Annotated in this window: 15 protein-coding genes; 8 read left to right on the top strand and 7 right to left on the bottom strand. The window is 66.3% G+C overall.

Annotated elements, in window-relative coordinates:
- Nucleotides 1-26 precede the first annotated feature (26 nt).
- From minD to N7367_RS10015, 3 genes are read left to right on the top strand one after another with little or no spacing between them, the layout of a single operon-like run.
- Entirely contained in the window at nt 27-836 is an 810-nt protein-coding gene (gene minD, locus N7367_RS10005) for a septum site-determining protein MinD (RefSeq protein ID WP_053516174.1), read from the top strand.
- Between the two features lie 2 nt (nt 837-838).
- A complete protein-coding gene (gene minE / locus N7367_RS10010; RefSeq protein WP_053516176.1) occupies nt 839-1,099 on the top strand; it encodes a cell division topological specificity factor MinE in 261 nt (86 codons plus the stop codon).
- Between the two features lie 47 nt (nt 1,100-1,146).
- Complete coding sequence (locus N7367_RS10015) at nt 1,147-1,626, top strand: hypothetical protein (protein WP_065182371.1); 480 nt, start codon at nt 1,147-1,149, stop codon at nt 1,624-1,626.
- A 194-nt stretch (nt 1,627-1,820) separates the two neighbouring features.
- On the opposite strand, the gene N7367_RS10020 is transcribed toward N7367_RS10015, so the two are convergent.
- From N7367_RS10020 to N7367_RS10030, 3 genes are all read right to left on the bottom strand, one after another.
- The gene (locus N7367_RS10020) at nt 1,821-3,065 is read right to left on the bottom strand and encodes a DUF819 family protein (protein ID WP_279942293.1); all 1,245 of its coding nucleotides are present in this window, start codon (nt 3,063-3,065) and stop codon (nt 1,821-1,823) included.
- Between the two features lie 127 nt (nt 3,066-3,192).
- Nucleotides 3,193-5,271 (bottom strand): S9 family peptidase, encoded by a 2,079-nt coding sequence (locus N7367_RS10025; protein WP_053516182.1) that lies wholly within the window; start codon nt 5,269-5,271, stop codon nt 3,193-3,195.
- 241 nt (nt 5,272-5,512) lie between these two features.
- Nucleotides 5,513-7,477, bottom strand: a complete 1,965-nt coding sequence (locus N7367_RS10030) for an oligopeptide transporter, OPT family (RefSeq protein WP_053516183.1) — start codon at nt 7,475-7,477, stop codon at nt 5,513-5,515.
- A gap of 200 nt (nt 7,478-7,677) precedes the next feature.
- On the opposite strand from N7367_RS10030, the gene N7367_RS10035 reads away from it, so the two are divergent.
- Both N7367_RS10035 and N7367_RS10040 read left to right on the top strand, forming a co-directional pair.
- Nucleotides 7,678-8,826, top strand: a complete 1,149-nt coding sequence (locus tag N7367_RS10035) for a heparan-alpha-glucosaminide N-acetyltransferase domain-containing protein (protein WP_164151812.1) — start codon at nt 7,678-7,680, stop codon at nt 8,824-8,826.
- An 88-nt stretch (nt 8,827-8,914) separates the two neighbouring features.
- Nucleotides 8,915-10,669: an oligopeptide:H+ symporter gene (locus N7367_RS10040; protein ID WP_279942295.1), complete on the top strand. Its 1,755-nt coding sequence runs from the start codon at nt 8,915-8,917 to the stop codon at nt 10,667-10,669.
- A 45-nt stretch (nt 10,670-10,714) separates the two neighbouring features.
- Here the strand turns inward: N7367_RS10040 and N7367_RS10045 are convergent, their stop codons facing one another.
- On the bottom strand, nt 10,715-12,703 hold the full coding sequence (locus N7367_RS10045; protein ID WP_279942296.1) for a prolyl oligopeptidase family serine peptidase: 1,989 nt from the start codon (nt 12,701-12,703) through the stop codon (nt 10,715-10,717).
- Nucleotides 12,704-12,866: 163 nt separating this feature from the next.
- Complete coding sequence (locus tag N7367_RS10050) at nt 12,867-13,502, bottom strand: LysE family transporter (protein WP_053516190.1); 636 nt, start codon at nt 13,500-13,502, stop codon at nt 12,867-12,869.
- A gap of 138 nt (nt 13,503-13,640) precedes the next feature.
- Here N7367_RS10050 and N7367_RS10055 point away from each other — a divergent pair, with 138 nt between their 5' ends.
- On the top strand, nt 13,641-14,546 hold the full coding sequence (locus N7367_RS10055) for a LysR family transcriptional regulator ArgP (RefSeq protein ID WP_053516191.1): 906 nt from the start codon (nt 13,641-13,643) through the stop codon (nt 14,544-14,546).
- Nucleotides 14,547-14,615: 69 nt separating this feature from the next.
- Nucleotides 14,616-15,200 (top strand): hypothetical protein, encoded by a 585-nt coding sequence (locus N7367_RS10060; protein WP_053516192.1) that lies wholly within the window; start codon nt 14,616-14,618, stop codon nt 15,198-15,200.
- 67 nt (nt 15,201-15,267) lie between these two features.
- Here N7367_RS10060 and N7367_RS10065 read toward each other — a convergent pair whose 3' ends face one another.
- On the bottom strand, nt 15,268-15,675 hold the full coding sequence (locus N7367_RS10065) for a hypothetical protein (RefSeq protein ID WP_057496236.1): 408 nt from the start codon (nt 15,673-15,675) through the stop codon (nt 15,268-15,270).
- A 65-nt stretch (nt 15,676-15,740) separates the two neighbouring features.
- Nucleotides 15,741-16,856 carry a PAAR domain-containing protein gene (locus N7367_RS10070; RefSeq protein WP_080375221.1) on the bottom strand — a complete coding sequence of 372 codons (1,116 nt, stop codon included), beginning with the start codon at nt 16,854-16,856 and terminating at the stop codon, nt 15,741-15,743.
- Nucleotides 16,857-17,070: 214 nt separating this feature from the next.
- Between N7367_RS10070 and mqo the strand changes: the two genes are divergently transcribed.
- Nucleotides 17,071-18,756, top strand: a complete 1,686-nt coding sequence (gene mqo, locus N7367_RS10075) for a malate dehydrogenase (quinone) (RefSeq protein WP_197600827.1) — start codon at nt 17,071-17,073, stop codon at nt 18,754-18,756.
- The last annotated feature ends 209 nt before the right edge of the window (nt 18,757-18,965 follow it).

Here is an 18,965-nt window from a genome sequence, read left to right on the forward strand (position 1 = left end):
CATCATGCAGAACCAGGAGAAGTCCTTTGGCTGAAATCATCGTAGTCACCTCCGGCAAGGGCGGCGTCGGCAAGACCACTACCAGCGCGAGCCTGGCCTGCGGCCTGGCACGGCGCGGCAAGAAGGTGGCGGTGATCGACTTCGACGTCGGCCTGCGCAACCTCGACCTGATCATGGGCTGCGAACGCCGCGTGGTGTACGACTTCGTCAACGTCGTGCACGGCGAAGCCACCCTCAAGCAGGCCCTGATCAAGGACAAGCGCTTCGACAACCTGTACGTGCTGGCTGCCTCGCAGACCCGCGACAAGGACGCGCTGACCCAGGAGGGCGTGGGCAAGGTGCTGAAGGACCTGGCCGCCGACGGTTTCGACTTCGTGATCTGCGACTCCCCGGCCGGTATCGAGAAGGGTGCCTTCCTGGCGATGTACTTCGCCGACCGCGCGGTGGTGGTGGTGAACCCGGAAGTGTCCTCGGTGCGCGACTCTGACCGCATCATCGGCCTGCTGGATTCGAAGACGCACAAGGCCGAATCCGGCCAGGACGTGCCGGCCTTCCTGCTGCTGACCCGCTACAGCCCGTCGCGCGTGGAAACCGGCGAGATGCTGAGCATCGTCGACGTGGAGGAAGTGCTGGGCCTGAAGGCGATCGGCGTGATCCCCGAATCGGGTGACGTGCTGAACGCCTCCAACAAGGGCGAGCCGGTGATCCTCGACGGCGAATCGATCGCTGGCCAGGCGTATGACGATGCGGTGAGCCGCATCCTGGGCGAGGAGCGGCCGATGCGCTTCACCACCGTGGAGAAGAAGGGCTTCTTCAGCAAGCTGTTCGGAGGGTAAGCATGGGCCTGTTTGATTTCCTCAAAGCGAAGAAGACCACCGCCGAAACCGCCAAGAACCGCCTGCAGATCATCATCGCGCAGGAGCGCAGCCATCGCGGTGGCCCGGACTACCTGCCGCTGCTGCAGCGCGAGCTGCTCGAAGTGATCAAGAAGTACGTCAACATCGACGTCGACGCGGTGAAGGTCGACCTGGTCAAGGATGGCCAGCACGACGTGCTGGACATCTCCGTGGCGCTGCCGGAAGGCCCGGAAAAGCCCTGACCCCCTGCCCCGCCCGTGCCTGCATGGGCGGGGCTGCACGATTCCGCATGACTGACACGACAACCGCCGTGGACATCACCTGCGTGGGCGATATCGCCTTCGCCGATGCACAGCGCCTGCTTGCCGCGCATGGGCTGGAGCTGCACCACGTCGCCGCCGGCGAGCCGATTCCCGGCAGCTACTGGGGTGAACCTGAAGCAGGCATCATCGCCAGCAACGTGTATGTGCGCGACGACACGCCCGTGCATTCGATGCTGCACGAGGCCTGCCACCTGATCGTGCTGCCGCCGGAGCGGCGCGCGCAGGTGCATACCGATGCCACTGATTCGGTCGCCGAGGAAGATGCCACGTGCTATCTGCAGATCGTGCTGGCCGCGCAGCTGCCCGGTGTCGGCAGCGCACGGCTGATGGCCGACATGGATGCGTGGGGGTATACGTACCGGTTGGGATCGACGAGAGCGTGGTTCGAGCAGGACGCCGAAGACGCGAAGGCGTGGTTGATCGAACGCGGGTTGCCAGTGGCGTAAGGCCGCGGGCGCGGTTGGCCACGGGCGCGTGGCGACGCGCCGAACTCTGCGGCGCCCCTCTTTTCACTCGGCGCGGTTCGAGCAGGACGCCGAAGACGCGAGAGCCTGGCTGATCGAACGTGGATTGCCGGTAGCGTGACGCGCCGCGAAACGGGGTCAGATCCCTTTTGCGCAGCAAAAGGGATCTGACCCCCTCACCCCTGCCCTGCCAGCGCACGCAGGGTGATGCCGACGATGTACGCCAGGTAGGTTCCGGTGGCGTAGCCCATCGTTCCCAGCAGCACGCCTACCGGTGCCAATGCAGGATGGAAGGCGGCGGCCACCACGGGCGCCGAGGCCGGACCGCCGATGTTCGACTGCGAGCCGATGGCGAAATAGAAGAACGGCACCTTCAGCAACCGGCCCAGGCACCACAGCAGCACGATGTGCACGGCGATCCAGATCAGGCCGAGCAGGAACAGCCACGGACGGTCCAGCAATGCCAGCAGATCCATCTGCATGCCGATGCAGGCGATCAGGAAGTACAGCAGCAGCGACCCCAGACGTGACGCTCCCGCTCCCTCCAGCGTGCGCGCGCGGGTGAAACTCAGGCCCAGGCCCAGCGTGGTCGACAGCACCACCACCCAGACGAAGGGAGCATCCAGGCTGAACTGCGATGCCCAGCCGACATGGGTCTTGAACCAGGCCGCCAGCGGCGCGCCGATTGCATGCGCCAGACCGACGCCCCCGAACGCAACGGCGACGATCAGCATCAGATCGGTCAGGCTGGGAATGCGCTCGTGTTCGGCCTGGAAGCGCGCGATGCGTTCCTTCAGTTCGTCGATGGCCGAGGTATCGGCACCGCTGCGTGCGTCGATCTTCGCGGCGCGCCCGGCGAGGAAGATCAGTACCGCCATCCAGACGTAGCCGACACCCACGTCGACCACGGCGAACTGGCCGAAGGTGGTGGCGTTGACGTCGAATACTTCGCGCATCGCCAGCATGTTGGCGCCACCGCCGATCCAGCTGCCGGCCAGTGCGGCCATGCCGGCCCAGGTGTCGCCGGCAATGGTTTCCGGGTGCAGCGCGCGCATCAGCAGGAAGGCGACCACGGCACCGAGCATGATGCTGGCGGAGGCGCCCAGGTACATCAGTACCAGCTTCGGCCCCAGCCGCAGGATGCCCTTGATGTCCACCGCCAGGGTCAGCAGCACCAGCGCCGCCGGCAGCAGGATGTCACGCGCGACCGGGTTGTACAGCGCGGTGTTCTGCCCGTCGATCAGGCCGACGGTGTTGTAGATGCCAGGAATGAGATAACACAGCAGCAACGCCGGCACGAAGGTGTAGAAGCGCTTCCACGGCCCCTGCTCGCGCGAGGCGGTCCAGAACACGGCCCCCAAAGTGGCGGCGATCAGGCCGAAGACCACGATGTCGTTCTGGATCAGGGCGTTCGAAGTCATGCGGGCGCTCGGGTAGAGCCGAGCCATGCTCGGCTGCTGTTGGCGGGAAAGGAGGCACAGAGCAGCCGAGCATGGCTCGGCTCTACAAAAAGCAGAGCGCCGCCCTGGGGGGCGGCGCCGGACCGGCTTATTCGCCGATATGCTGCTTCAGCCAGCCGTTGACCGTGTCATGCCACAGGATGCTGTTGTGCGGCTTGAGCACCCAGTGGTTCTCGTCCGGGAAGTACAGGAACTTCGACTCGATCCCCTGCCGCTGCGCCGCCGTGAATGCCGCCAGGCCCTGCTCGACCGGAATACGGAAGTCCTGCTGGCCATGGATGATCAGGATCGGCTTCTTCCAGTCCGCCACGTGGTTGACCGGGTTGAACTTCTCGTAGTTCGCCGCCTTCTGGTACGGCGTGCCGCCCTGCTCCCACTCGGTGAACCACAGCTCCTCGGTGGCGTAGCCCATCATGCGCTGGTCGAACACGCCATCGTGGTTGACCAGGCACTTGAACGGGCCGTTCCAGTTGCCGGCGATCCAGTTGACCATGAAGCCGCCATAGCTGGCGCCCAGAGCACAGGCCTTGTCACCGTTGAGGAACGAATACTTCTTCAGTGCCGCGTCCCAGCCCTTCTGCAGGTCCTCCAGCGGACGATCACCCCAGTGCTGGCTGATCGCATCGGTGAATGCCTGACCGTAACCGGTGGAGCCGTGGAAATCGATCATCACCACCGCGTAGCCCTGGCCCGCATAGGTCTGCGGATTCCAGCGGTAGCTCCAGCCGTTGCCGAAGCTGCCCTGCGGACCGCCATGGATCAGGAACGCGACCGGGTAGGACTTGCCTTCCTGGTAGTTGTGCGGCTTGACCACATAGCCGTGCACGGTGTCGTTGTTCCAGCCCTTGAACGAGAACTGCTCGAAATCGCCGAAACTGACGTCCTTCAGCACGTCGCCGGCAGACGGTGTCAGCGCACGCAGCTCGCCCATCGGCTGGCCGGCGGCTGGCAGCAGGCCGACCAGCACCTGGTCGTTGCTCTTCAGGCTGTTGCGGGTGATCGCCACGCTGGTGCCGGCCACATCGACGGCGGTCACGCTGCCATCGCCGATCAGGCGGGTGGCCTTGCCGGTGGCGACATCGATCTGGAACAGCGGGTGCTCGCCCAGATCATCGGCGGTGGTATAGATGCTGGCGCCATCGGCGGACAGCACGATGCCACCCGCCGAGCGATCCCACTGCGGGGCGATCTCACGGCTCTTGCCGCTGGCCAGATCCATCGCCATCAGGCCGAAGCGATCAGCTTCAAAGCCGGGGCGCTTCATCGCACGGTAGAACAGCGTCTTGCCATCGGCACTGAACACCGGACCCGCGTCCCATGCCGGGTTGGAGGCGGTCAGGTTCACCGGTGCCTGACGACCGGCAGCATCGAAGCGATAGAGGTCGAAGTTGGTCGACCACGGTTCCTCGCGGCCCGCCACGCGGATGCTGGCGACCACGCTGCTGCCGTCCGGCGACCACACGAAGTCATCATTGCCACCGAATGGCTTGGACGGCGCATCGCCATCGAGGGTGGCGCTCAGCGCTGAAGCCCCCTTGACCGGGCCGGCCTGGGCACCCGGCAGCGGCGCGACGAACAGGGTGTTGCGACGGCCGTCGTTCCAGGTATCCCAATGGCGCACGAACATCGAATCCCAGACCTGGCCACTGGCCTTGGCGTCCTTCTTCTCTTTCAGCTTCTTCTCGGTGCAGGCCAGGTCCGACGCGCAGGCCTGGAACACGCCGGCGCTGAACAGCACGCGGTCGTCCTGTGGCGAGACGTGGTAGCTGTCCACATCCACCGGGAAATCGGTCAGCTGGCGCGGGGCGCCGCCGTTGATCGCCTGCGCGTACAGCTGCTGGCTGCCGTTCTTGGCACTGAGGAAGTACACCGTCTGGCCGTCCGCCGACAGCGAGGCGGAATTGACGTTCCAGCCGGCCGGGGTGATCTGCTTCGGCGGTGCCGCGTCACGCGTGCGCAGGTTGCGTGCGTACAGGGCGGTGCTGGCCTTGAGGTTGGCGTCGGTGCTGCGCTTGGCGAACACCACGGTGCCGCCATCGGCGCTCAGCACCGGCGCGGAAACGCGATCCATGGCCACCATGTCGCGGATCTCCAGGCCACGGGCAGCGGCGACGCTGGGCAGAGCGGCCAGCAGGCTCAGTGGCAGCAGGGCATGACGCAGTTTCATCGGGATCTCCGCAGGACGGCAAAAAAGCGATGGTAGGCCCCGCAGCCCGGGGCTGCCAAGGCCATCGGTCATGGCCGTGATCGGGCAGCCGCCAGAAACAGCAAACCGCGCCGTAGCGCGGTTTGTGGGTGGACCCGGGGTCGGATCCCATTCCGCAGGAATCGGCTCTGCCCCCGCCCGGCCACCGCCGGCAAACCGCGGTCAGAGCCCTTCCCGGCGGGAAGGGATCCGACCCCGCGCATTACGCCTTGGCGTACTTGCCGGTGCGGTAGATCAGCCAGCCCACCAGGAACAGCACAGCCAGGCCGATCCACTGCGCGGCCGGCAGATGGAACGGCACGGCCAGCACATCGGCGCGGCTGCTGACCACGATCGGAATGGCGATGGCGATGCCCATCAGCGCCTCGCCGGTGATCAGGCCGGCGGCGAACAGCACGCCCGGCTTGTGCACGCGGTCGCGGCCCTCTTCATCATCGGCACGCACCTTGTGGAAGCGCTCGACCAGGTAAGCGATCAGGCCGCCGAGGAAGATCGGCACCATCAGCTCCAGCGGCAGGTAGATGCCGATGGCGGCCGCCAGCACCGGCACCCGGAAGCGCGCGTTGCGCGCCTTCAGCCAGCTGTCGAAGGCGATGATGACGGCGCCAACCACCGCACCGATGCCGATGAAGGTCCACGGCAGCTCGCCACCGAACAGGCCCTTGGCCACCGACGCCATCAGGTTGGCCTGCGGCGCAGCCAGCGCGTTCGGGTGCAGCTCGGTCTTCACGCCGATGCCATAGGCGGTGGCCAGCAGGTTCAGCACCGGGGCCATGATCAGCGCGCAGGAGAACGCACCGATGCCCAGCATCAGCTGCTGCTTCCACGGCGTAGCGCCGACGATGTAACCGGCCTTGAGGTCCTGCAGATTGTCACCACCGACGGCGGCAGCGCAGCACACCACCGCGCCGATCATGATCGCAGCCACCGCACCCAGCGGTGCACCGCCGGTACCGACCGGCTTGAGGCCATCGGCACCCAGCAGCACGACCAGTACCGCCGAGGCGAACAGGATGGTGGAAATGGTGATGCCCGAGACCGGGTTGTTGGACGAACCGATCAGGCCGGCCAGGTAGGCCGAGACCGACACGAACAGGAAGCCGGCGACGATCATGATGATGGTCATCGGGATCGACACGTGCCACTGGCCGACGATGGCCTGGTACAGGGCCAGCAGCGGCAGCACGAAGACCACCAGGGCGACCAGCATCCACTTCATCGGCAGGTCGCGCTCGGTGTGCGCCAGCACCGGTCCGCCGCTCTTGCGGGCGGCGGCAAAACCGCTCTTGACGCCGTTGAGCAGCGACTTGCGCAGCGAAATCAGGGTCCAGATGCCACCGATCAGCATTGCGCCGACACCCAGGTAGCGCATCTTCGCGCCCCAGATGGCGAATGCGGCCTCGGTGGAGGACGCAGCGGCCACCGACGCGGCCAGTGCCGGATCGGTGTTCATGAAGAACGCCTGGTAGAGCGGGATGGCGATGTGCCAGGTCAGGATCGAACCAGACACCACCACGATGCCGACGTTGAGGCCGACGATGTAGCCCACGCCCAGCAGCGCCGGCGACAGGTTGGTGCCGATGAAGGCGGTGACCTTGGAACTGCCCACGTAGGCCGAGGTGGCCCAGGCATCGGGAATCAGGCGCATGCCGCTTTCCGCGGCCAGCTTGACGAAGGCGCCGATCACCGCCGACAGGCCCAGGATCTTCAGGCCCGGCCCCGGGTTCTCACCGGCCTTGAGCACTTCCGCCGCCGCCTTGCCTTCCGGGAAGGGCAGAGGATCTTCGACGATCATCGAGCGGCGCAGCGGCACCGAGAACAGCACGCCCAGCAGGCCGCCCAGGCCGGCAATGCCCAGCACCCACCAGTACTTGAAGTCCGGCCAGTAGCCCATGATCACCAGCGCGGGGATGGTGAAGATGACACCGGCGGCGATCGAGGAACCGGCCGAGGCGCCGGTCTGCACGATGTTGTTCTCGAGGATCGAGCCACCGCCCAGCAGGCGCAGCACGCCCATGGAAATGACTGCGGCGGGAATCGCGGTGGCGATGGTCAGGCCTGCGAACAGACCGAGGTAGGCGTTGGCCGCGGACAGCACCACCGCCAGCACGATGGCCAGGGCCACTGCGCGGAAGGTGAGCTGCTTGGGCGCAGCGTCGTGGTTCATGGGAGCCCCTGCTGGCAAAAAATCCCTGCCACGCTAGCGTTCAGGGGGCGGCAAGTCCAGCACACCGCAGCATGACAAGCGCCAGCGGATCAGGCAGGACACGGATCAGGCACAGGCAGCAGACGCATCCGGCACATTCCGGCTGGGCATTCCGCAAACGATATGTTATATCTTTTCGATTGAACGACATCGCCGTCCGCATGCCCTCTCCGCCACCGGCCCGCCTCACCTCCATCGACCAGCTGCGCGGCACCGTCATGCTGTTGATGCTGCTCGACCACGTGCGCGAGACCTTTTTCCTGCAGCACCAGGTCAGCGACCCGATGGACGTATCCACGGTCTCCCCCGCGCTGTTCGCGTGCCGCCTGCTGGCCCACCTGTGCGCACCGGTGTTCGTGCTGCTGACCGGCCTGTCGGCCTGGCTGTATGGCCAGCGCCAGGCGGATCCGCGCCGGGCCACGGCCGCGTTCCTGCTCAAACGCGGGCTGTTCCTGGTGGTGCTGGAACTGACCCTGGTGAATTTCGCCTGGACCTTCCAGCTGCCTCCGGACACCGTGTACCTGCAGGTGATCTGGGCGATCGGCCTGAGCATGGTCGCGCTGGCCGGCCTGCTGTGGCTGCCTCGCGCGGCGCTGCTGGCGCTGGCGGTACTGCTGGTGGCCGGCCACAACCTGCTCGACGGCGTGCGCGTGGCAGGCGACGGTGTGCTGCCGGTGCTGTGGAAGGTGCTGCACCAGCGGGACTGGATCGAGGCCGGTGCACTCCGGCTGCGCACGTCCTATCCGGTGCTGCCGTGGATCGGGGTGATCGCGCTCGGCTATCTGATGGGGCCCTGGTTCGCGGCGGACCGCATGCCAGCGCAGCGTCACCGCTGGCTGGTGTGGGCTGGGCTGGCAGCGCTGGGCATGTTCGCCCTGCTGCGGTTCGGCAACGGCTATGGCGATACGCCCTGGCAGTTCCAGCAGGACGCGCTGCGCACCTGGATGAGCGTGTTCAACGTGACCAAGTACCCGCCATCACTGCAGTTCCTGTTGTTGACCCTGGGCGTTGGCCTGCTGTGGCTGCGCCTGTTTGAGTGGCCTGCGATGGCACGCGCGTTGAGGCCGCTGGCAGACATCGGCGCGGCACCGATGTTCTTCTACCTGCTGCATCTGTATCTGCTGAAGCTGCTGTATCTGGCGGCGCTCGGGTTCTGGGGGCCGACCCACGGCAGCCTGTACGCTCTCGATTCGGTCGCCGGCCTGATCCTGGTGGCCTGTGCGTTGGCGGTGCTGCTGTACCCGCCAACGCGGGCATTCGCGCGGTTCAAGGCGCGTCGGCGCGACCTGGGCTGGCTGCGATACCTGTGACCCCGCTCGCCGGGCGCGGCCTGATGCTGCCCGCCACGGGCGCGGCGGCGGGCCTATAATCGCGCCCTTTCCGCAGTGCCCGCCGTCGATGACCGTTGCCGCTCCCGCTTCCGACGACTTCCTTGGCCACCCCAAGGGCGTCTACGTCTGCTTCTTCACCGAAATGTGGGAGCGCTTCTCCTTCTATGGCATGAAGGCGCTGCTGCTGCTGTACCTGACCAAGTACCACCTGTTCGGCGACAAGGCCGGACTGGACCTGCTTGGCGCCTACGGTGGCCTGGTGTACTGCATCCCGGTGTTCGGCGGCATGCTGGCCGACCGCTGGCTGGGCATGCGCCGTGCAGTGCTGTTCGGCGGCATCCTGCTGGTGCTGGGCCATCTCGGCATGGCCTTCGAAGGCCACGCGGCATACCGGGTCAACGGTGAAGTGGTGCGCGACACCTCGGCGCTGGCGGTGACCTATCTGTCGCTGGCACTGATCATCATGGGCGTGGGCTTCCTCAAGCCGAACATCTCCACCATCGTCGGCAAGCTGTACGCCAAGGACGATCCGCGCCGCGACTCGGGCTTCTCGCTGTTCTATGCCGGCATCAACCTCGGGGCGCTGTTCTCGTCGCTGGTGTGCGGCTTCCTCGGCGAGGCCTATGGCTGGAAGTATGGCTTCGGCGCGGCGGGCATCGGCATGCTGGCCGGGCTGGCGATGTTCCTGTGGGGGCAGAAGTACCTGCACGGGCATGCCGAGCCGCCACAGCCGGCCGCGCTGAAACAGCGGGTGCTGGGCCTGCCGCGTGAATGGCTGATCTATCTGTGCGCGGTGCTCGCGGTGCTGCCACTGGCGTGGCTGATGTGGGCCGCCGGTAACGGTGCGTTCGCTCTGGGCGGCGAAATCAGCCTGGCGTTGATGCTGATGCTGGTGGTGCTGGGAGGCGTGCTGGTCTGGTTCGCCTGGTTCACCGGCAGCCAGTGCACGCCGGTGCAGCGCCAGCAGATGATCGCGCTGATGGTGCTGATTTTCCTGGCGCTGGTGTTCTTCACCCTGTACGAGCAGTCCTATGGCTCGTGGGTGACGTTCACCGATCGCCTGCTGACCAAGGACATCGTTCCCTCGCTGGTGATCACTGACGGCACGCCGCTGCCCTGGTCGATCCTGTCGTTGCTGCTGGCGCCGCTGGGCTTCGTGGTCAGCGCGCGCCTGACCGAGCGTCGACCGGGGTCGGCCGCGCCGCGCCGGTTCTTCATTGCCATCGTCGCGCTGATGCTGGTCCTGCTGGTGCGCGACTGCCTGGTGATTCCGCAGACCGCCGGCTCCCTGACCTATCTGGGCGGACTGTTCCTGGTGCTGCTGGCGCCGGCCTTCGCCGCCCTCTGGACCTGGATGGACCGTCGCGGCTGGGAGCCGGGCAAGCCGATCAAATCCGCCTGGGGCCTGGTGATCGGCGCGCTCTCGTTCGTCCCGCTCGCATTGGCCGCACAGCAGGTCGGCGCCACCGGCGAGATGGCCAGCGTGTGGTGGCTGGTCCTGGCCTACTTCCTGTTGGCCAGTGGTGAGATGTGCCTGTCGCCGGTAGGCCTGTCGGCCGTAACGCAGCTGGCCGTGCCGCGGGTGATGAGCCTGATGATGGGCACCTGGTTCCTGGCCACAGCGTTCTCCGAGACGCTTGCCGCGCTGTTCGGCAAGCTGGCGGCCATCGATGTGCCCGAAGGCGGCACGCTGGACATGGCGGCGGCGGCCGGTGCGTATGCGCACCTGTTCTGGCTGCTGATGTGGATCGGCCTGGGCTGCGCCCTGCTGGCCTTCATCGCCGCGCCGCTGCTGAAGCGGATGATGCACGGGGTCAGGTAACTGCACTGCGCGGCGGCGGATCGTGGATCCGCCGCCACTCTGCGTTTACGGCGCCTTGCCCTTCCCTGCCGGCGCCGATGCCTGGGCGGTCTTGCCTCCCAGGCTGCGCGACAGGAATGCGAGCAGCTTGTCGTAGTACTCGGTGCGATGGGCCAGGGTGTAGAAGCCGTGCCCCTCGGTCTTGTAGTACAGGCTTTCCACCGGCGTCCCGGCACGCTTCAGTGCCGCTTCCATGCGCTCGGTGTGCTGGATCGGCGCACGCTTGTCTTCGCCACCGGCCGCGAGGAACACCGGCACCTTGATCTGCGTGGCCAGGTTCACCGGCGAAACCGCGCCCAGCTTGGCCGGATCACCCAGCCATTCGCGCAGGAAGGTCACGCCCGAGTCGCGCTCCTGCACATCGCCGCGGGCGAACATCAGCGGCAGGTCGTACACGCCGACATAGCCGGCCGCGCACTGGTACAGCCCCTGTTCGCGGGCAGCGCCCATCATCGCGGCGTAGGCCCCGTAACTGGCACCGTAGATGCAGATGCGTCTGGCATCGGCGATCCCCTGCGCGATCGCCCAGCGGGTGGCGTCGGTGACGTCATCCTGCATCGCGGCGCCCCATTGCTGGGCGCCGGCCTGGGCATGCGCGCGGCCATAGTTCCCCGAGCCACGGAAGTTGACCTGCAGTACGGCGTAGCCGGCGGCGGCCAATATCTGCGTCTCGCGGTCGTACTGGCCATTGTCGAACACGTGGAACGGCCCACCATGCGGCATCACCACCATCGGCAGATTGCGTCCGTCGCTGCCGGAGGGCACGGTGAGGAAGCCGTGCAGCGGCAGTCCGTCGCGCGCCTTGAGTGCCACCGGACGCACCGTTGCACTGCGATCGATGTCGATCCAGTCGCTGCGGCTGATCAGGTGCTCAGCCTTGCGGGCCTCCGTGTCGTACACATAGAAGTCGCCGGGATTGGTGCCTGACCAGGTCTCCACCAGCACCACGCGGCCATCCCGGGTACTGGAGGTGATGTAGACCGGACCTCCGAAGGCCGCCTCCAGGCTGCGGTACAGGCGCGCCTCCGGCGACTTCTCGTCGAAGAACCGGGTCCGTGGTGTGTCGCCCATGTACAGGGCGCCCACCGGCACATGGCTGCCGGGCCGGCGGATGATGCGGTACGGATTGACCACCTCGTCGCGCAGCACGACAGCGCGCTCACCGGTCTGCGGATTCCAGCTGAAGATGGCATCCGGCCCCTGCGCCTGCTCGGCCTGCAGGTACGCCAGGCTGCCATCCGCGGAGAAGCCGATCGCGGTCTCGATGCGCTTGCTCACTGCCTCATCGTTGATCATCTTCCAGCTGTCGCCCGATCGCTCGCGGTAGTACAGCTTGTTGACATTGTCGCTGCCAGACCCGTGGACGAACCGGACTTCGCCCTGGCCATCGGTGGTGAACTCACCGCGCCGCACCGGCGAGGAGGCCATGCGCACGCGCCTGCCGCTGGCCACGTCCATGCGTTCGACGCGGGTGAACGGATCCTCCGCGAACGGCCATACCGTCACCAGTACGTTGCGTTCGTCGCCGGGCAGATCATCGGCCAGGAACGCCGCGACCGCCTCGACTTTCTTCGGCTGGATGCGGGTACCCGGGCCCTTGCTTTCGACGCGGTAACCGACCAGCAGCTCGCCGCGATTGCCGTTGGCATCGATGGCGTAGAGCTCGCCGGTGGGATCGGGCTTATCCAGCGCGCCCCACTTCTCGGCCAGGCCGATCAACAGCCGTTCGTTGCTGACCCAGTCGAATTCGTAGGCGTGATTCTTCTGCGGCGGGCGGAAGCTGCCCACGAGCTGCTTGTCGGCCAGCCGCATCACCGCGATCGCGGTGCTGTCCTCCATCGGCACGGTGGCAGCGACATACTCGCCCCCCGGCGATATCTTGATGTCGGTGAAGGTCTCCTGGCGCAGGAACTGCGTCAGATCCACCGCCCATGCGCTGCCCGCGGCAACGCTACCCACGACGACCAGTGCGGCCGTCAACATCGTCCTGCGCATCCTTCCCCCTGCTCCGATGGACACCTTGTCCTGTACACGGATTCTAGGCAGGCGCCGTCTGTCCCGCCAGAGCCGGAAAAGACGACGGCACCGTTGCCGGTGCCGTCGTTGCCACTGCCTTGGAGAGAGAGTCAGGACGTGGGTTCGGGGGGCGTGCGCCGGGTCAGTGGACCCCGCGCACCGCCAGGGTGAGGGCCAGGATGCTGAGGATCACCGCGATGGTGCCGTCAAGCACACGCCAGGTGCTGGGCTTGGTGAACAGCGGCGCCAGCAGGCGCGCACCGAGACCCTGCGCGGTCAGCCACAGGCAGCTCGCGGTGACCACGCCGGCCGCGAAGGCCATGCGTGCGTGGCCGAAGTTCTCGGCAATGGAGCCGATGACCATCATGTCCAGCCAGAAGTGCGGGTTGATCAGCGAAAAGCCGACCGCCGCCATCAGCACCGCGCGGCGGCTGCCGTCGTCGCTGTCGGCTTCACCCATGCCACCGCCACCGGCAATGGCCCGGCGCGCCGACTTCATCGCGTACCAGGCCAGGAAAGCCACGCCGGTCCACAGCACGGCCGAGGTCAGCCACGGCAGCGCCGAGGTCAACGTGCGCAGGCCGGCCACGCTGGCGAAGATGAAGAATGCATCGATGGCCGCGCAGGTGGCGACCACCGGCACGATGTGCTTGCGCAGGATGCCCTGGCGCAGGATGAAGGCGCTCTGGGCACCGACCACGGCGAACAGGCCGATGCCGGTGGCTGCACCAGAGAACCAGGCACCGAGGCCGGTGCCGGCGGAGATGACCGAAAACATGGGATTCACTGCCTTGTCTTGCTGGGGGGACGGTGCCTCGCGAAGGCGGACAGCACCGGGTACGGGCGCCATTGTCGCGCCGCAACATAGAAAAGACGAGCTAAACTTCCTAAACCAACATTAGCGGAACTTAATACCATGCGCATCGACCATGCCCAGCTGCGCGCGCTCGCCGCCGTGATCCGCGAAGGCAGCTTTGATCGCGCGGCGCAGTCGCTCAATGTCACCCCCTCGGCCATCTCGCAGCGGGTCAAGGCGCTGGAGGATCGTGTCGGACGCCTTCTGGTGAAGCGTGGCGCCCCCGCCACTGCCACCGCCGAAGGCCAGGTGCTGGTGCAGCTGGCCGAGCAGACGGCCCTGCTCGAGCATGACGCCCTGCACCGGATGGGCCTGGCCGATGAGGATCTGCCCCAGGCCAGCATCCCCGTGGCGGTGAACCACGACAGCCTGGAAACCTGGTTTCCGCAGGCGGCGCAGCAGTTCGCACTGGGTACCGGCACCACGCTCGACCTGCGCGTGGAAGACCAGGACCACACCGTGGAGCTGCTGCGGCAAGGCACGGTGCTCGGCGCGGTGACCACCCTGGACGAGCCGGTGCAGGGCTGCCAGATCCATGCACTCGGCAGCATCCGTTACGCGGCCACCTGCACGCCGGAGTTCCGCGAACGGCACTTCGCCAAGGGCGTGACCGCGCAGGCGCTGGCACAGGCACCGGTACTGGTGTTCAACCGCAAGGACGAAATGCAGTCGCGCTTTGCCCGGCGCATGGCCGGCGACGACCTGCCCAGCACCGCGCCGACCTGGTGGATTCCCTCCACCCGTGCCTTCGTGCAGGCCAACCTGGGCGGCATGGGCTGGACCATGAACCCCCTGCCGCTGGTCAAGCGGCACCTGGATGCCGGCCGCCTGGTCTACGTGCGACAGCGCGCGTGGGAGGACGTGCCGCTGTACTGGCAGCACTGGAAGGGCGATGTACAGACCATGGCCCTGCTGACCCGCGCGGTGCTGGAGGCATCCTCGACGCTGGTGCGGCGCAGGCGCTGACACCGTATGCATCCCGTCCACAGCGGGCATGCCTCTACTGTGTGCGGAATCCGATGACAGGACGGGCCGATGCAGACCGATCCGCTGTTCCTGCATATCCGCGTGGTGATGGGCATCATCCTGGGCCTGTCGATCACGACCCTGCTGAAAGGGATTGCGCAGATCATCGAGCATCCGCAGCGACGCGGCTGCTCGGCACTCCATCTGTGCTGGGTGGCATGGACGCTGGTGTCGCTGGTCACCTTCTGGTGGTGGGAGTTCCGCCTGATTGAAGTCCACCGGTGGACGTTCGAGACCTATCTGTTCGTGATCTGCTACTGCGCGACCTGGTTCCTGCTCTGCGCCCTGTTGTTCCCGGATGACCTGCGCGACTACGGCAGCTACGGCAATTACCTGATGCAGCGCCGACGCTGGATATTCGGCGTGATCGGCGCGCTGACGCTGCTGGATCTGGTGGACACCGCGATCAAGGGCACAAGCCGGTGGCATCTGCTGGGCGCGGCGTATCCGGTCCACACCCTGCTGATGCTGCTGGTGGTCCTGCTGGGCTGGAAACTGCACTCCAGCCGGGCACAGCTGCGACTGGCCGCGGCCACCCTGCTCTACCAGATCGGCTATTTCACCGCCGAATACTTCACAATCGGCAACGATTGAACGAGACGGGCAGTTCCTTCAGCGCCTCGAACTGCGTTGACCCCAAGCGGAGTGCTGGCCGCTGCGGTCAGTCGGCGTCGACCACGTGCAGCTGCGCCTGGACCACCTGCGCCTCGGCGCCGGTGGAACCGGGTGTCAGATTGATCGAGAACTGCAGGGTCACATCCATCGGGCGCAGGGCGAAGCGTGTCAGCTCCTGCGGCTTGATCGGGAAACCGATGCGCAGGGACTGGCCCGCGCGCAGCTCCTGCATCTGCTGCCGCAGCGCGGCCGCGGCCATGCCGCTGCGCAACGCCGTGGTCTTCTCGGAGTGGTTGTCCTTCACCCTGACCGACGGGCCACGGCTGCGGATGTACTCCAGCGGCAGCGACACAGGCTCGCTGCCGCTGTTGCGCAGTTCCAGTTCGACGTTGAGGGTGTCACCGCGGAAACGGCACTGGGCATCGTCCACGCAGCGCGCATGAAGTTCGATCATGGGAGGAAGCTCCTTGCTGTGGGCCGGCAGCGCTGCGGCAGCGGCAAAAGTGGCAATCAACGAAATCACTTGACGGTGCATGTTATCTCCCGGCCGATTTCCCGGCTCAGCAGTTCACGTACTTCCCGCGCGATGTTCCAGGCATGACGCGGCCGGGTCACCGCGCAGTCCACGGAATTCATGATGGTCGCCGCCGGATCGGTCAGCTCACGGGAATCCGGAACGGCAACCAGCACCTCCGGATCCAGAGTGCCATCGGGCTGGACGTAACGCACGGTCTCTTCGTCCGGGTCGTTGTACGAATACTCGTCCGGCACGCCCAGGGTGTGGGCGAACTCGTGGGCGAATGTCCAGGCCGTGGTCGACACGGAGACATCGATATCCGGGAATTCCACCTGCTCCCGGTCATAGGTGCGATGAACGATCAGCCTGTAGTCGCTGCCGCCCTGCACCCACCGCACCTCGTAGCGGATCGGGAAGCTGCGGGTGCCGCACGCGGGATCATGGACGTCCAGCGTGAACCGGCCGTTCCAGAACTGATCGATGCCGCGCTCCATGCGCGCCTTGACCGCCGCCACCTCGGCAGCGGTGACGCCGGGCTTGGGCATCACCTGCACCTTGATCGACACCACCACCTCGCCCTGGGCCTGCAGCGGAACATCGATGCGGTAGCTGACCTGGAAAGGATAGTCATGCTTGTCGCCATTGACGTCATAGGCTTCGTAGTAGCGCCCGTCCACGTCACGGTCGATCTGCGCATCATGGTCCGCCACCCAGCACTGCGGCGCGTCCTCGTCGCGCACGGCGGTGCCGGGCGCTGCGAAGGGGGGTGTCTGCAGGGTCGGCTTCAACAACGGCGCGACGATCGCTGCGATCGCCGCCACTCCGGCGCCTGCACCTGCGCGCCCTCCACCGCCGGCCACCACGTGGGCGCGCTGCTGCTTGCCCGATACCAGTGCGCAACCGCAGCTGGCCCTGTCGCCATCGCGGGCGACCGGCTGGCCATCGATGACCAGGGTGGCATCGCCGGAAACGATCGAACCCGGACCATGGCGTGCACAGATGACACGGTCGCCGACACGCGCCACGGCGCGCCCTTCGATATCGGTATGCGGGGAACCTGTAAGGACCGAACCGCCCGTCTGCAGGGCGTCACCCACCACGATCAGCATCCGTGACATCGTTGCGCGGCCCCTCCGTGGCCGGTGGTCGTTCTGGAATCAGCCGATAAGTCTACCCCGGAGCGACCGCCGGCAGGATGATGCATTGCACAAAAACCGGACCCGTTCCGGGTAGAATCCTCTGCAAGGATGCTGCAAGGCGTTGTTTCTTCACGCCCTTCCCCTGCCCAGCGCGCATCCTGATCTCCTCCCCTCCGCCAACGATCCCGCCCCCATGAAGAAATTTGGCAAGGCCCTGCTCGCCCTGCTCGTGCTGTTCCTGCTGGCTGCCGCCGTGTTCCTGTACTGGCCGCTGACCCAGCGCTCCGTACCCGCCGCCAGCAACGACAAGCCTGTCGACGTTGTGCTGGTCGGCGCCGGCATCATGAGCATCACCCTGGCCACCTACCTGCAGGAACTGCAGCCGGACTGGAACATCCAGGTCTATGAACGCCTCGACGGCGTCGCCGGTGAAAGCTCCGACGGCTGGAACAACGCCGGCACCGGCCACTCGGCATTCGCCGAGCTGAACTACACCCCGGAACTGCCCGACGGCAGCATCGAGACCAAGCGTGCGGTCGGCATCGCCGAATCGTTCGAGGTCTCGCGCCAGTTCTGGTCGCACCAGGTGAAGGAAGGCCGGCTCAGCGAGCCCAGCGACTTCATCAACCCCACGCCGCACATGAGCTTCGTCTGGGGCGATGACAACATCGCCTACCTGCATAAGCGCCAGCAGGCGCTGGTGAAGAACCCGCTGTTCTACGGCATGCAGTACTCGGAAGACCCGGCACAGATCCGGCAGTGGGCTCCGCTGATGATGGAAGGCCGCGATCCGAAGCAGAAGGTCGCTGCGACCTGGATGCCACTGGGTACCGACGTCAACTTCGGCGTGATCACCCGCCAGTTGACCGCCGGCCTGCAGCGCAGTCCGAACTTCAGCCTGCACCTGAACCACGAAGTCTCGGCACTGCGGCAGAACGCGGACAAGAGCTGGAACGTCACGGTGAAGGACCTCAAGGCCGGCACCGAGAGCACCACCCACGCCCGCTTCGTGTTCATCGGTGCCGGCGGCGCCGCGCTGAAGCTGCTGCAGATGTCAGGCATTCCCGAGTCAAAGGACTACGCCGGCTTCCCGGTGGGCGGCCAGTTCCTCGCCTTCCAGGGCCAGGACGTGACCTCGCGCCATGGCGTCAAGGCCTATGGCATGGCCGAGACCGGTTCGCCGCCGATGTCGGTGCCGCACCTGGATGCGCGCAAGCTGGACGGCAAGCCGGTGGTCCTGTTCGGACCGTTCGCGCTGTACAGCACCAAGTTCCTCAAGCACGGCTCGTGGTGGGACCTGTACTCGTCGGTGACCCACAACAACGTTGCGCCGATGCTGGAAGTGGGCAAGGACAACCTGGACCTGGTGCAGTACCTGATGAGCCAGGCGCGGCTGAATGATGCCGACCGCCAGGCCGAACTGGTCAAGTACTTCCCCAATGCCAAGCCGGGCGACTGGAAGCTGGTCACCGCAGGCCAGCGCGTGCAGATCATCAAGCGCGACCCGTTGAAGGGTGCGGTGCTGCAGTTCGGTACCGAGATCGTGACCGACAAGGACCACACCATCGCTGCGCTGCTGGGCGCTTCGCCCGGTGCCTCGACGTCGCCGCCGATCATGCTGGATCTGATGGCCAAGGCCTTCCCCGAGCAGATGAAGGCCGGCTGGGAAGCCCGCCTGCGTGAGATCGTGCCCTCCTACGGGCGCAAGCTCAACGACAGTGCGGCACTGGTCAACGAGATCCGTTCGATGACCAGCCAGACCCTGAAGCTGCCCTACCTGGAAGTGCCGGCCGATGCCACGGCTGCACCGGCCACACCGCCGGCGCCGACGCCGGGCAAGGAAAAGCGCAACGCCAACGAGGAACTGCAGGCGCTCTGAGCCCGGGTCTTCGATGACACCTACGGACGGCCACCTTCGGGTGGCCGTTCGCATTCAGGGAGCTCGGCTCTGCCGGGGCTCGCGGTGCGTGTCCCAGGCATCGACCGGCCCGGGCGAATTGTAATGTTGTTAAGAACGATTTACATTTGCGCCTCGCGCGGACCGCCCGCGCTCACCAGACGGACCTGACCCAGCCCGAAGCCGCCGCC

It is taken from the genome of Stenotrophomonas sp. GD04145 (assembly GCF_029835135.1).
Classification (GTDB): Bacteria; Pseudomonadota; Gammaproteobacteria; order Xanthomonadales; family Xanthomonadaceae; genus Stenotrophomonas; species Stenotrophomonas maltophilia_P.

Coding starts and splice junctions, on each gene's coding strand:
- N7367_RS10030 (WP_053516183.1), bottom strand. CDS start 7,477: ATGAACCACGACGCTGCGCCCAAGCAGCTCACCTTCCGCGCAGTGGCC.
- N7367_RS10025 (WP_053516182.1), bottom strand. CDS start 5,271: ATGAAACTGCGTCATGCCCTGCTGCCACTGAGCCTGCTGGCCGCTCTG.
- N7367_RS10035 (WP_164151812.1), top strand. CDS start 7,678: ATGCCCTCTCCGCCACCGGCCCGCCTCACCTCCATCGACCAGCTGCGC.
- mqo (WP_197600827.1), top strand. CDS start 17,071: ATGAAGAAATTTGGCAAGGCCCTGCTCGCCCTGCTCGTGCTGTTCCTG.
- N7367_RS10020 (WP_279942293.1), bottom strand. CDS start 3,065: ATGACTTCGAACGCCCTGATCCAGAACGACATCGTGGTCTTCGGCCTG.
- N7367_RS10050 (WP_053516190.1), bottom strand. CDS start 13,502: ATGTTTTCGGTCATCTCCGCCGGCACCGGCCTCGGTGCCTGGTTCTCT.
- N7367_RS10055 (WP_053516191.1), top strand. CDS start 13,641: ATGCGCATCGACCATGCCCAGCTGCGCGCGCTCGCCGCCGTGATCCGC.
- N7367_RS10040 (WP_279942295.1), top strand. CDS start 8,915: ATGACCGTTGCCGCTCCCGCTTCCGACGACTTCCTTGGCCACCCCAAG.
- N7367_RS10045 (WP_279942296.1), bottom strand. CDS start 12,703: ATGCGCAGGACGATGTTGACGGCCGCACTGGTCGTCGTGGGTAGCGTT.
- N7367_RS10060 (WP_053516192.1), top strand. CDS start 14,616: ATGCAGACCGATCCGCTGTTCCTGCATATCCGCGTGGTGATGGGCATC.
- N7367_RS10015 (WP_065182371.1), top strand. CDS start 1,147: ATGACTGACACGACAACCGCCGTGGACATCACCTGCGTGGGCGATATC.
- N7367_RS10065 (WP_057496236.1), bottom strand. CDS start 15,675: ATGATCGAACTTCATGCGCGCTGCGTGGACGATGCCCAGTGCCGTTTC.
- minE (WP_053516176.1), top strand. CDS start 839: ATGGGCCTGTTTGATTTCCTCAAAGCGAAGAAGACCACCGCCGAAACC.
- N7367_RS10070 (WP_080375221.1), bottom strand. CDS start 16,856: ATGTCACGGATGCTGATCGTGGTGGGTGACGCCCTGCAGACGGGCGGT.